The following is a 13,647-nucleotide window of genomic DNA, read 5'->3' on the forward strand; positions in this document are numbered from 1 at the left end:
ACCACCTACCGTTACATTTCCTGTCGATGGGTCTAATACCGGTGCGTTTGGCGTTGTAGGCGTATGGGTTACATTGATAGTTACATTACCGCCTACACCTACTGTAGCCGACTGAGTACCTACCCTATCGTTAGTAAGTACATTACCAACAACTCCTGGTACTACTGTAGCTGTAGTAGTGCTTGCTGTAAAGCCATCTGGTACTACTGTCGGAGTTACATTACCTACTACTACTGTTGTCACTCCTGTAGTGCAGTTAGTAGGAGTAGCGGTTGTACATACTGTATAGCTGATAGTATAAGTGCCACTTGGCGTTGTCGGTGGTACTGTTACTATACCTGTCGATGGATTAAGCGTTGGCACTGGGGCTCCTGGTGTTTGTGGCGTTGGGTTCGTTACATTAGTAATCGATACTGTTCCGCCCACTCCTACCGTTGCCGATTGAGTGCCGCCATTTACTGTAGCGCCATCTAATATATTACGAGTCGTAGTAGTCGTACCACTATGCGTGATAGTCGTATTAGGTACATATGGTTTAAGCTGTGGCACTGTTACTGTTGCTACACCTGGCACACAAGTACTTACTGCACTACATAGGTTATAAGTAATAGTATAAACTCCCGGAGGGGTATTACCACTTACTCTTACATTACCTGTCGATGGGTCTAATACCGGTGCGTTTGGCGTTGTTGGCGTATGGGTAAGCGTAATAGTTACATTACCGCCTACTCCTACTGTAGCCGATTGAGTGCCTACTGTTGCATTAGTAAGTATATTACCTATCACACCTGGTACTACTGTTGCTGTAGTAGTGCTCGCTGTAAAGGTTTCTGTACTTACAGTAGGGGTTGCTGCGCCTATTACCAAAGTAGTAGTTACTGTCTTGCAATTGTTATGACCTGCGGTTTCGCATACTCTATAAGTAATAGTATGAGTACCCGCTGGAGTGCCTGCTGGTATTACAAGCTGACCGTTAGTATTAGTGGTTACCCCTGTTGGTAGACCGCTAAAGGTTATCGTTACTGAGTTGGTACTTGGACTTGCCACACCGCCTAAAGTGATATTAGGCACTACACTGCTGGTGGTACCTCCTGTAGCTCCGTTAGGTACACTAAGCGCTGTTGGCGTAACTGTAAGGGTCATAGTACCAAAAGTAATCACTCTAGTACCGGTAGTTACATTACCAAAAGCATCTGTCGTAGTGAAAGTAACACTCACCGCATTACCGCTTACATTACATAGGTTAGACGGATAACTATAGTTATGCGTTACAGTAGCTGTACCACAAGTACTTGTAGTGGTAGCCGAAGCTATCCAGCTGCTGATAGTAGCCGAAGCCGTTGGCGCACTACATACTACTGTTAAGTTAGCAGGTAGCGTAAGCGTTGGTGTCGCTACATCTGCCTTAGTAAGAGTAGCGGTTACTGTAGTAGCACAAGCCGATAGCTTTTGAGTAATAACAATATTATCTACTGCCAAATCATGACCGCTATGTTGCAAATTATACATTTTTATAACTGCAAACAATTTAGTGCGATTACCTACTTCAGTACTGCTAAGTGTAAGGGTTTGTGTTTTCCAATCAGCTACTGTAGCAGTACTACCTGCAGGTACATGATAAATATTAGTTTGTTTCAAAGGTGCATTGCCATCTTTAAAAGCTTTTTCGCTTTCATACAATTGCAAACGTACTTGTGGTTGTACAATAGGATTATTTGCAAGAGCTGTTTTAGCTAGTGAAATAACATTGAAAAAGTCTGTTGTAAAAGTTAATGGTTGATTAGGCAATACTCCTATTTCACGCAAGTAAAGATTTGCTTCAGTAGTAAGTGTTGCATGACCATCTACAAAGAGTTTCCTACCATTGGCATTCCCTGATTTATCTACTGGTTTCATCCAGTCATTTGAGTTAGAATTCAAGATAAATTCTGGCGCAATAGTATACTCTTGATTATCTAAGTACTTATTAGCAGGGTGTACTTTAGATTGTCCTTTACCATTAGAGGTACTATAAGATTCTGTTGTATTCTTATTGAAATACCAATCTTCTCCTATATATGGGCTCTTCACTGCATCGGTAGCTGTTGTTCCTACACCAAAATCTTCATTCAGCAAGGTAACCGTGTTGCTTACCGCTTGGTAATTCACTGTTACAGTATAGGTTTGCTCTAAATTTAAACCTGTAAAGGTAGCGGTAGTACTTGTATAGGTAGTACTACCCAAAGTATAAGTATAAGTAAAGCCTGTAGTAGCTGTTGGCGTTACGGTTAGAACTCCTTTACCTGTTGCACAGTCATAAGTCTTACTTACTGTAAAGGCAGGTATATCTTGACTATTAGCTGTTACTATTTGTGTAGTACTTACTACCTGACCGCAAGCCTTTGGTACTTGGTATACAGTGATATCATCTATACAGAAATCATTTCCCCAAGCATGTGAAGATGAACCGTTAGAACGGAATTCAATAGTAAATTCGGTGTGAGTACCTGAGTTAAATGTTCCTTCATATTTATGCCAGTTATTAAGCCCTGCACCACAGATAGAGTTAGGTACTTCTCCTGTATTTTTAGAAGCTATCACAGTATTATCATTTGCTACTAATACTACGCGAATATTAGGCTTAATCGCATTTTGAGAACCTCCCATTTTTTCATCTTCACGGAATAAGTTCAAAATAAAGAACTCCCATTTTATTTCAGAATTAGGAGCTATTCCTGTAACTTTCTTTTTATAGAACACATCACCATCAGAAAGAACTGCTTGCGCATTTGTTAAGAAGAAGCGTCCTTGTGTATCTGTACCTCCTGAAGTATGATCAGGAACAGGTACCCATACATGATTTGGAGCGCAAGTTAATGACAACATACTTTTTCCATATCCAGCACCACCTGCCATAGGAGTATAAGTAGCATTATATTGAGTAGGATTAGTTACTTCATAAGCTCCCACTCCTAATCCAAAAGGCATCGGTGTTGTTGTTGCTGGTAAACTTGTTCTTGGCCCACTACCAAAAGTCTCTTTCAATAGCATCACTGGCGAAGGAGCATTTCTATACTCATATTGTACACTAACCGTATGAGTCCCTGTCGATATATTAGTATATAGATAAGTAGTTGTATAAGCAGCACCATCCAAACTGTACATATAAGTAAGTTCAGGGTCTGGGTTTTCTACTCCTACATTTAAGATAGCCTTACCATCGCAAGCATAAAATACCTCTGTTTTAATAGTAGGCTGAGCCAAAGCTGCAGGTACTGTTACACTCATATCGTATTGGCAGCTATTGCCTGTACCTGCTGCACGTACCGAAACTGTATGCGTGCCTGCCGGTAACCAACCTATATTAGTTGTTGTCCAAGTACCATCAAAATTATATTCATAAGCTGTACCTCCTTGTACATTAGCTATGGTTACCTCAGCTTTGTTTGTACTAGCCCCTGTACCACAACCTATTAGCTTAGTAACTCCCGCAAAGGCTTGCGTTACCTTAGGCGCTACTGTAGCGGTAATGGTGCTAGTACAAGTCTCATAAGCCTGCGTTACCAGTATATCGTCAATAACAAAGTCATTAGCACTTACATTGTTATTATCATTAATAAGTCTTAGCTGCAAGTCGCTAACATTTGGAGTAAAAGTAAAAGTAACTTCTTTCCAGTCTGTGTCACTCGTGTTAGCAGGAACATTATACGGAGTCGATGTATAAATAACAGCACTATTAGCTTTATTAACTAAAACTGCCTTTATTGTTGGTGGGGTTCCTCCTGTATTAAGGCTATACAAATAATATTTTACCGTTACAGGCTTATTAGCTTCTACCTTAATATCTTGTTGGTAGAAAACTTTACCTCCATTAGCCCCATAGTTAAAGGCTAAATAACGCCCTTTTGAATCCCCACTATTAGTATGGTCTTTAGGATTAACCCAACTCCATCCAGTATTCTTGGTAAGGTTTTCACGGTTAGCTACCTGATAATGCCCTTCCGGAAGTATGTCAGCTGGAAAACCATAAAGCACATCTTTACACACAAAGTCCTTAGGTACTACCGTTTCAGGTAATGAGTATGGAGCTCCCGAACCAAAATCTTCTTTAAAAATCTCCTTAACTGTAGCTCCAGTATACCTTGAGGTAACGGTTAGAGTATGTACCCCCACCGCTACGTTATTAAAGGTATTAACACTACCTGCTACCCCGTTGTCCAATTTATAAGTATAAGTATAGCCTGTAGTAACAGAAGGTGTTACTACCACAGTCGCATCATTGGCAGCACAGTTATAGGTTACAGTAGTAGAGTAAGCGTTGCCTGTTATATTTACAGGCACTGCAACTGTTTGTTCACAAGTTGTAGTAGGCTGTGTAACCAATATGTTATCAAGAGCTATATCATTACCAAGTCCTCCTCCTGAAGTACCATACATTCTTACTACGAATACCAATTCTGAATAACCTCCTCCTATATTGGCTGTAACATTCATCGGGTGCCATTCATTAGGGTTTGTACCTGCTGTAGGGACATCATAAGCGTACGAAGTAAAAAGACGATTAGTGCGTGCCTTAGCATCTGCTTCTGTAGCATAAATATCAAGGGTAACCCTTACTTTATAAGCAGCATTAAAAGAGGTTTTTACTGTATTGAAAAGGTAAGCCGAAAAATTAATAGGAGTATTAGGTGTTACTTTTGCTTTTCGGGTGTACAAATTCTGATCTGCTGTATGAGCATCATAATACAAATAACGCCCGTTAGCATTTCCGTCTTTATCATTAGGGTAAAGCCAAGTACCAGTACTACCTTCAGTATCTGCATCGGCTTTAGTCGCTACAGTATAACAAGCGTCATTAGTTAAATTTTTTCCTGTTAAAACAGTACCATCAGGCTTCACCTGTGTGTTGTTCAGAGGAGCAAAGTTCATAGTAGAAATAGCATACTTGCTGCGTACCGCTTTATCGCCTCCTGTAGGCTTTACTCCGAAATCATCATAGAAAACAATATCTCGTGTAGTAGTTGTAGCGGTGTATTTCACCGTTATAGTATGTTGTCCTACCGCTAAGCCCCTAAAATAAGGACTATTATGGGTACTGCCTCCATACGTATAGGTGTAATTATACGTACCTTGGTTATTGGTAAGACGTACATCAGCTGTACCATTACAATTATACGTAATAGTAGGTGTAAAACTAGGGGTAACCTTTGCAGGCACTGTGATAGGTAAGTTATAGGGTGTCCCCCCTTTACTTACCACTATCGTTCGAGCCCCCGCAGGCACCCAAGCCGTATTATTGCTAATGTCTGTCGCATTAGCTCCAAAATTATAGCTATAGCCTACTCCGTCGTGTATCACCTGTATTTGGGCTTTATCAGCCTTATTACCTGTGCCACAACCTATCTGCTTGATAATTCCTACTTTGGGCGTAGCTTCAGAATATGTATAACTCTGAGCGCCAACGGGCTTCGAAGCAAATAAGAAAATCGCCAATAGCCATAAAGGCAATAACTGCATTGTTACAATCTTTTTCATTGTCTTTTCTATTGTTTTACTTATGGTTCTTAAAATAAAATTACTACTCACTTTGAGCAGGCAAATATACAACCTTTTTTTGAAATGAGAAATTTTTCACCAAAAAAAATCACCCTTTCATTTCTTTAGTAAATTTACGTTCTTTTCTAAAACATTCTTTATGCCCACCTGTCCCACTCGTCCCACCTGTCCCACTCGTCCCACCTGTCCCACTCGTCCCAAACCTCCCAGCCTTCCCAGCCCTCTCAAACCTCCCATCAACAAATTAACAAATTATCCCTACCTTTGCGAAGTAATTAAAACCAGATCACATAGCCTCTCACCGAACGTTAAGCGAAGGATTAGCGAACAATTAGCGAAGAATAAACATCTTACAAACGCCCTTTCTGCTCGCCCTCCCACCTGTCTCACTCGTCCCACTCGTCTCAAACCTCCCAGCCTTCCCAGCCCTCTCAAATCGCCTCATCGGCAAATTAGCAAATTGACAAATTGACAAATTTGCTTGTTTGCTAATTAATTACTACCTTTGCATTAAATTCAATAAAAAGAAATGAACACCATAGACCAATATAACTCGGTAATCGACAGATGTCGCTCACTTTTTATCAATAAGATGAAGGACTACGGCAGTGCGTGGCGTATCTTGCGCTTGCCTTCGCTTACCGACCAGCTCTATATCAAAGCCCAGCGCATACGCGGGTTGCAAGAAAATACTGAACACAAAATAGACGAAGACGAAACGGCTGAGTTTATCGGCATTATCAACTATGCCCTAATGGCACTCATTCAAATAGAAAAAGGTATAGCGGCACAACCTGACCTAACCCTTGAGGAAGCAACTGCCCTATACGACCGGAAAGTAATGGAAGCCCGCAGCCTAATGGAAGCCAAAAACCACGACTATGGCGAGGCGTGGCGCGATATGCGCGTAAGTTCCCTCACCGACCTTATCCTACAGAAACTCCTACGCGTCAAGCAAATAGAAGACAACCAAGGCAAAACCCTCGTAAGTGAGGGGATAGAGGCTAACTACCAAGATATGGTCAATTATGCCGTTTTTTCCCTTATCCATCTGACAACTAATACCTAACATAATGGAAACCAAAATATCTGTAATAGGCGGAGGTAGTTGGGCTACTGCCCTTGTTAAGATCCTTACCGCCAATATCGACCAAGTGTGCTGGTATATGCGCAATGAGCAGTCCATCGAGCACATCAAAGCTACCAAGCACAACCCTAATTACTTAAGCGATGTACACCTAAACATCAATAAACTACACCTCACCAGCCACCTTGATGAGGCAGTAGCTTTTAGCGATTACATCATTTTTTGTATCCCTTCGGCTTTCTTAAGCGATGAGTTAAGCAAACTCACCCTACCGCTGACCGATAAAACTATCTTTTCAGCTATCAAAGGCATCGAACCTAAAAGCGGACTGATAGTAGGCGAGTATTTCAACAAAATACACCACGTACCCTATGCCCAGATAGGCATTATAGCAGGCCCTTGTCACGCCGAAGAGGTAGCCCTTGAGCGGTTGTCATACCTCACTATTGCCTGCCTCGACGAGGAGAAAGCGCGCTTTATGGCTGAGGCGATGAGTCGCCATTATGTAAAGACGAAAATATCAGACGACGTTATTGGCATAGAGTATGCTGCGATGCTAAAGAATATCTATGCCTTAGCAGCGGGTATAGCCCACGGATTAGGCTATGGCGACAACTTCCAGAGTGTGCTGATGAGCAATGCCATTCGCGAGATGCGTCGCTACATCAAGCACATTTACAAGATAAAGCGCAATATCAACAACTCGGCTTACTTAGGCGACCTATTAGTGACCTCGTACTCACTTTTCAGCCGCAATCGTATGTTTGGTACGATGATAGGCAAAGGTTACACCGTGAAGAGCACAATGGCCGAGATGAATATGGTAGCCGAGGGGTATTACGCCACTAAGAGTGCTTACCTTATCAACAAAAACCAAGAAAACCCCAGTCGTACCCCTATACTCGATGCCGTGTATAAGGTGCTATACGAAGGCAAAAGAGCCAAAGCCGTATTTGCTGAACTCACAGCAGAACTCGATTAATTTGTCAATTTGCCGATTTGCTAATTTGCCAATTAAAGAATATGAAGAACAATACTTACACACAATACAATGAAGCTCAACTCAATAAAATAGGGAATACCGCTATTTATTTGAGTGAAAGAATACCGAATTTGTCAAAAACAAAGTTTCTAAAATTACTGTATATTTTAGATGAGCTTTCTATTAAGCAATCAGGAATTCCATTCTTAAATTTAGATTATAAAGTATGGAAATTTGGTCCTGTAGCCGAACCTATTTTTATTGATTTATCATCAGAAATGAGCCTTTTAGCTCCATTTATAAAAAGTAATCAAAAAGGACATTTATCAGCTAAAAAAGCCTTTAAAGATGATGAATTTTCAGATAATGACATAGAATTATTAGACGAAGTTATTAAGAGCTTTGGCAATAAAACAGCCAAAGAATTAGTTGCTTATACACATAACGAAGAGTCTTTATGGAATAAGACTGCCAAAGAAAATAAGGTGTTAAACCTTTTAGAAAATGAAACCATAAACAGTACCAACCTTTATCTTAATTTAGCCGATTTAGTAGCCAATGACCCACGCAAAAAAGCTATTTATGAAGATTATATCGAACAGTTTTAAAAATGTTTACAGAAAGAACCATTATATATTTCACTCCTTTTTACTTTAAAAATGGGAATACAGCTAAGAACAAATATTTTGTAGTACTAAAAAATATTGATAACAAAAGTATTCTTGCTTCTTTACCTACTAGTAAAGATTATATCCCTGAGAAATTGGTAATTGAACAAGGTTGTATAGAATGCGAAAGTAGTAACCTCAATTGTTTTGTACTCTCTCCTTCTACTAAAATCACAGAAGACGGAAAATGTTTCAGTGTTTCTACTTATTTATACGGACATCTATTAGATGAGTACTCTATAGATACATTAACAGAACTTTACCCTTATGAAGCCTCTGATTACCAGATATGGGGACAAATGAAAATATCATTATTTAACGATCTTATTGAATGCTTAAAAAGCTCGAAATCAGTAAAGAGAAAATACAAAAAAATACTATAATCAATTAGCCGATTTGCTAATTTGCTAATTTGCTAATTTACTAATTAATTTTATGTTTACAGGAATTATAGAAGAAATAGGCGAGGTAGTACGCGTAGTGCGCGAGGGTGCTAATCTGCATCTTTTCGTAAAGTGTACTTTTACTAAAGAACTGAAGATTGACCAGAGTGTGGCACACAATGGCGTGTGCCTAACGGTGGTAGCTATTGACGACGATGTGTACCAAGTGACAGCCATAGCCGAGACTTTAGCCAAAACCCACTTAGGAAGTCTGCAAGCAGGCGATATTGTAAATTTAGAACGCGGTATGCTGCTAAACACGCGCTTAGACGGACATATAGTGCAAGGTCACATCGACCAGACCGCTACTTGTACTGCCATAAAAGAAGAAGGTGGCAGCAAGCGTTTTAGCTTTGCTTACGACCCCTCGACTGGCAATGTAGTGATAGAAAAAGGGTCAGTAACCGTTAATGGGGTAAGCCTAACAGTGGTAGATGCCACTCGCGATGGTTTTTCGGTAGCGGTTATCCCCTACACTTTAGCACATACCAATTTGCACCGCTTAGCTGTAGGCAGTGTCGTAAATTTAGAATTCGATGTTATCGGGAAGTATGTAGCGCGCTTGGTACAGCAGCGGTAAGTCGTTGTAGTATAAGGCTGCGCACCTCTTCGCGTAGCGCATCTTTATCATCAAGAGTTTTACCTTCGGTAGAAATAGGTGGCAGTATATCTACGCGCATTCGCCCTGTACTACCGGCAAAGAAACGAAACGGGAAACGCTTTTTAGTATCGTACAGCACCATAGGCACTATAGGTATCTGGCACTGAATAGCGATGCGAAAAGCTCCGTCTTTGAAGTTATCAAGTACTATACTCTCATCATCAGGCACACCTCCTTCGGGGAAGATGCAGATACTCAATCCGCTTTGTATGCGCTGTAGAGCGTGTTTATATACCTCACGCCTACTCTGCGGATTTTTGCGGTCTACTAATATAGCCGCGCGTTTGTAGAAATACCCAAACAGAGGTAGTTTAGCCAATTCCTTTTTGCCTACAAACACAAACGGATTTTTGCTGCAATAAAGCATCAGCATAATATCCATCATACTGTAGTGGTTAGCCACGAGCATATAGCTATGATGGTCGTTAGTTACGGCAAATGCCCTCCTGAGTCTGGGGTAAAAGCCCATAGCGTAGAGGATAGGGGTAGCCCATAGCTGTCGCGCTACCCAATAGAGTGCCGGATACCAACGCTGACGAGCGGTAAGCACCAAGAGTAGTGGCAGTAGTAAAAGAATCAAGCTGGTTACTACTACATAGAACCAGCTTTTCCATATTATCCAAAAAAAGTATTTAAGTACTTTCATTTCTTCATTATATTAGTCCCCACCACAATTTCCAAGGAAGACGCGAGAGCACCAACACCAAAGCAATACCGTAGAAAAGAGCTATTTTGGCGAACTTAGCACGAGGTGTATCTTGCTTTTTGTGTTTTGACCAGCCAATAGTAATAAGCACTACTGCAGTAATCATTATTAGAGGGTGTTCCAAAAGCAAAAGACGCAACAGACTGGTTTTCATTACCATCTTGCCCTCTTGCCACGATGCCAAAAGCGGCGTAAGCACATAGAGCAGTAAGCCTAATAGCAGCTGTATATGGGCAAAAATAAGAGCAAACAACCCTAAGCGTAGGTCTTTCACCTGATAAGTTTCTTTTTTAGTGAAATAGCCAATAAGTGCATTGGTTGTAGACAAAAATAGTACCACTAGCACTATGTAAGCACTCAGCGAGTGCACTTCTTTAATTAATTGATACATAACGTTTTTTATAAAATTGAGCGCAAAAATACAAATCTTTTTTATTTTATGCGGTATCTTCAAGTATTTTTCGTACTTTTGCCTCTGATTTTAGTCGTTAGTGATTAGTCGCTAGTCGTTAGAAAGCGACTCTATTCTAGCGACTAAAGACTAAAGACTAACACCATCTAGCGACTAAAGACTAGCGACTAAAGACTAAACACTAAGAACCAATATATGAAAGAACAAGTATTTGCCCTACACGTGGCAACCCGCAACAACCTACTAACCTATTTAGAAAATGTAACGCCTGAAAAATTGGCACAAATACCAGCAGGTTTCCACAATAGCATCTGGTGGAATATCGCCCATTGCGTAGCTACACAGCAGATATTGTGCTACAAACTCTCTGGGGTGAAACCCGTAGTACCTGAGGCTTTTATAGAAACTTACAAAAAAGGTACTTTCCCTGACGGGCACGTACCCACTGCTAACGAAATACAAGAGCTGCGCGCACTGCTTATCAGCACCCAAAAGCAGCTACAAGCCGACTATGAGCAAGGCGTATTTGCAAACTTTACTCCTTACACCACCAGCTACGGCTATGCGCTGACTTGTATAGAAGATGCTATCCATTTCAACAATACCCACGAGGGAATGCACCTTGGGGTAGTGATTGCTTTAAACTATTTTGCTAAATGATAGAAGACAAAACACCCCACCGCACCCAGCTAAGCGATTTGGGAGAATTCGGACTTATAGACCGCCTAACAGCAGGTTTTGAGGCAAAGCAGCCTTCTACCCTCAAAGGTGTAGGCGATGATGCTGCTGTAATCAATTTTAAGGATAAAAAAGCGGTCATCTCAACCGATTTGCTCATCGAGGGCGTCCATTTCGACCTCAGCTATGTACCGCTGAAACATTTGGGCTACAAGGCTGTAAGCGTAAATGTATCGGACATCTACGCGATGAATGCTCGTGCTACCCAAATCACCGTTTCGATAGCTGTTTCTAACCGCTTTCCGTTAGAAGCTTTAGAAGAGCTCTATGCAGGTATACACCTAGCTTGTAAGCGTTATGAGGTAGATTTGGTAGGAGGCGATACCACTTCTTCTACACGCGGACTCATCATCTCGGTTACTGCTATAGGCGAAGCAGATGAACAAGACCTCGTGTTCCGCAATGGTGCTAAAGAAAACGACCTTATCGTGCTAACAGGCGATATAGGAGGGGCTTATATGGGCTTGCAGATATTAGAGCGCGAGAAAGCGGTCTTTCAGGTAAATCCGAACTCGCAGCCCGATATAGAGATGTATTCGTACATCTTAGAGCGGCAGCTCAAACCCGAAGCCCGAAAAGACATTCCGCCATTGCTAAAAAAGTTAGGCGTAAAGCCTACTGCTATGATGGACGTAAGCGACGGACTGTCGTCTGAAATACTGCATATTTGCACCCAATCAGAGGTAGGTTGCAGGCTGTATGAAGACAAAATCCCTCTCGACCCACAAGTGATAAGCACCTGTGAGGAGTTTAATTTAGACAGTACCACTATTGCGCTAAGTGGCGGTGAGGACTACGAATTGCTTTTCACCATAAAGCAAGCCGATTACGACAAGATAAAAGGCAATCCGCACTTTAGCGTAATTGGTTACATCACCGATAAGAGCGAAGGAGTAAACCTCATCACCCGCTCAGGGCAGTCTATCCCTATCATTGCAAGAGGGTGGAATGCTTTAACTAATGACAATTAATATAAATTTAAAGAAAAAATACACGATGAAAAGAAGAGCATTTTTTAGAAACGGAACATTAGCTGCATTAGGAGGGTTAGTACTCCCTTCTTTTGATTTACAAGCCCAAACACTTGGTGAAGCCAACAGAGGCAAACGTACTAAGAACATCATTTTTTTGGTGAGTGATGGGATGAGCACCGGCACTATGGTAATGGCTGACTTATACCTAAAACGCAAATACGGTCGCCCTTCAAGCTGGATGGATTTATACGAAAGCAATCTGGGGCAGCGCGCGCTAATGGATATGGCCTCTGCAAGCTCGGTAGTAACCGACTCATCAGCAGCAAGTTCTTCGTGGGGAGGAGGCGTACGCGTGAACAACGGCAGTCTAAATATAAGCCCTAATGGCAAAGAGAATATGCCTATCTTGCAAAAGTTTAAAAAAGCAGGCAAGAAAGTAGGTTGTATAACGACCGTGATGATTAACCACGCTACTCCGGCAGGTTTCTGTACGTGGAGCAAGAGTCGCAATGCAATGGACGAAATTGCCCTCAACTACACCGAATTAGGTTTTGATGTGATGCTGGGGGGCGGTAGCAAATATTTCGACCCTGCCCATCGCAAAGATAAAAAAGATCTTTTTGACACTTTGAAGAAAAAAGGTTATACAGTAGCTCGCACCCGCAATGAGATGCTAAAAGCCCCAACTAACAAACCCTTATACGGTATGTTTGCTGAGGAAGCCCTACCCTACTCTATCGACCGCGCCCAAAGTAGTGAAGACCAAGCAGCTATCCCTACACTTGCCGAGATGACAACTAAGGCTATTGAGCAGCTAAAAAGTCACCCTAACGGCTTTGTGATACAAGTAGAAGGAGGAAAAGTAGACTGGGCAGCGCACGGCAACGATATAGGGGCATTGCTCTATGACCAAGTAGCTTTTGACGAGGCAGTGAAAGTAGCCTTAGAGTTTGCTAAAGCCGATGGCAACACCCTTGTAGTTATCACCTCAGACCACGGCAATGCTAACCCAGGGCTTATCTATGGCAAAGAGTGCAATAACAATTTTGATAGATTGCAAAACTTCACCCATTCTAACGACTGGATATTGCAACAAATCAACCCTAACGACTCTATAGACAAGGTAAGAGAACATATCGCTCAGCATTGTGGCGGAATGAATATCAATGAAGATCAGGCAAAAGAGCTATTAGCTTATTACGCCAAGACAGAAAGAAAAGAAGACGGACTTTACAACTATAAACACCTGCCTTATCGACTTTTTGCCGAAATTCAAAAAGCACATACCTCAGTAGGCTGGATTAGTATGGACCACTCGTCAGACTATACCGAATTAGGAATGTACGGACCTGGAAGTGAAAAGTTAAAGCCTTTTATGCGCAATACCGATATGCACAAATTCTTGTTAGAAGTAGCCGAAGTCAGTCTTTAGTGAGTAACA

Annotated in this window: 11 protein-coding genes and 1 pseudogene; 8 read left to right on the forward strand and 4 right to left on the reverse strand. The window is 41.5% G+C overall.

The features are described 5' to 3' along the window. Positions 1 to 5,514, reverse strand: a pseudogene (locus C8P65_RS12060) (hypothetical protein); the annotation flags it as partial. A 117-nt stretch (positions 5,515 to 5,631) separates the two neighbouring features. Beyond that, the gene (locus C8P65_RS12065; RefSeq protein WP_170069078.1) at positions 5,632 to 5,772 is read right to left on the reverse strand and encodes a hypothetical protein; all 141 of its coding nucleotides are present in this window, start codon (positions 5,770 to 5,772) and stop codon (positions 5,632 to 5,634) included. Between the two features lie 292 nt (positions 5,773 to 6,064). Between C8P65_RS12065 and C8P65_RS04565 the strand changes: the two genes are divergently transcribed. The 5 genes from C8P65_RS04565 to C8P65_RS04585 are packed head-to-tail and all read left to right on the forward strand — an operon-like array spanning position 6,065 to position 9,295. Then, positions 6,065 to 6,604: a DUF1599 domain-containing protein gene (locus C8P65_RS04565; RefSeq protein WP_107781697.1), complete on the forward strand. Its 540-nt coding sequence runs from the start codon at positions 6,065 to 6,067 to the stop codon at positions 6,602 to 6,604. A gap of 4 nt (positions 6,605 to 6,608) precedes the next feature. Continuing rightward, a complete protein-coding gene (locus C8P65_RS04570; protein ID WP_107781699.1) occupies positions 6,609 to 7,604 on the forward strand; it encodes an NAD(P)H-dependent glycerol-3-phosphate dehydrogenase in 996 nt (331 codons plus the stop codon). 41 nt (positions 7,605 to 7,645) lie between these two features. Beyond that, a complete protein-coding gene (locus tag C8P65_RS04575; protein WP_009392592.1) occupies positions 7,646 to 8,212 on the forward strand; it encodes a Panacea domain-containing protein in 567 nt (188 codons plus the stop codon). Between the two features lie 2 nt (positions 8,213 to 8,214). Further along, on the forward strand, positions 8,215 to 8,655 hold the full coding sequence (locus tag C8P65_RS04580) for a hypothetical protein (protein WP_107781701.1): 441 nt from the start codon (positions 8,215 to 8,217) through the stop codon (positions 8,653 to 8,655). A 52-nt stretch (positions 8,656 to 8,707) separates the two neighbouring features. Beyond that, positions 8,708 to 9,295 (forward strand): riboflavin synthase, encoded by a 588-nt coding sequence (locus C8P65_RS04585; protein WP_107781702.1) that lies wholly within the window; start codon positions 8,708 to 8,710, stop codon positions 9,293 to 9,295. Here C8P65_RS04585 and C8P65_RS04590 read toward each other — a convergent pair. Beyond that, the gene (locus C8P65_RS04590; protein ID WP_107781704.1) at positions 9,255 to 10,022 is read right to left on the reverse strand and encodes a lysophospholipid acyltransferase family protein; all 768 of its coding nucleotides are present in this window, start codon (positions 10,020 to 10,022) and stop codon (positions 9,255 to 9,257) included. The two genes, C8P65_RS04585 and C8P65_RS04590, sit on opposite strands and share 41 nt — an antisense overlap. Positions 10,023 to 10,029: 7 nt before the next feature. Further along, on the reverse strand, positions 10,030 to 10,473 hold the full coding sequence (locus C8P65_RS04595; RefSeq protein ID WP_107781706.1) for a hypothetical protein: 444 nt from the start codon (positions 10,471 to 10,473) through the stop codon (positions 10,030 to 10,032). A 216-nt stretch (positions 10,474 to 10,689) separates the two neighbouring features. Between C8P65_RS04595 and C8P65_RS04600 the strand changes: the two genes are divergently transcribed. From C8P65_RS04600 to C8P65_RS04610, 3 genes are read left to right on the forward strand one after another with little or no spacing between them, the layout of a single operon-like run. Next, a complete protein-coding gene (locus tag C8P65_RS04600; protein ID WP_107781708.1) occupies positions 10,690 to 11,154 on the forward strand; it encodes a DinB family protein in 465 nt (154 codons plus the stop codon). Next, entirely contained in the window at positions 11,151 to 12,203 is a 1,053-nt protein-coding gene (gene thiL / locus C8P65_RS04605; protein ID WP_107781710.1) for a thiamine-phosphate kinase, read from the forward strand. Before C8P65_RS04600 ends, thiL begins: the two co-directional genes overlap by 4 nt. Positions 12,204 to 12,228: 25 nt before the next feature. Next, a complete protein-coding gene (locus C8P65_RS04610; protein ID WP_107781785.1) occupies positions 12,229 to 13,638 on the forward strand; it encodes an alkaline phosphatase in 1,410 nt (469 codons plus the stop codon). Positions 13,639 to 13,647: the final 9 nt, after the last annotated feature.

Source organism: Capnocytophaga leadbetteri (assembly GCF_003054025.1).
Classification (GTDB): Bacteria; Bacteroidota; Bacteroidia; order Flavobacteriales; family Flavobacteriaceae; genus Capnocytophaga; species Capnocytophaga leadbetteri.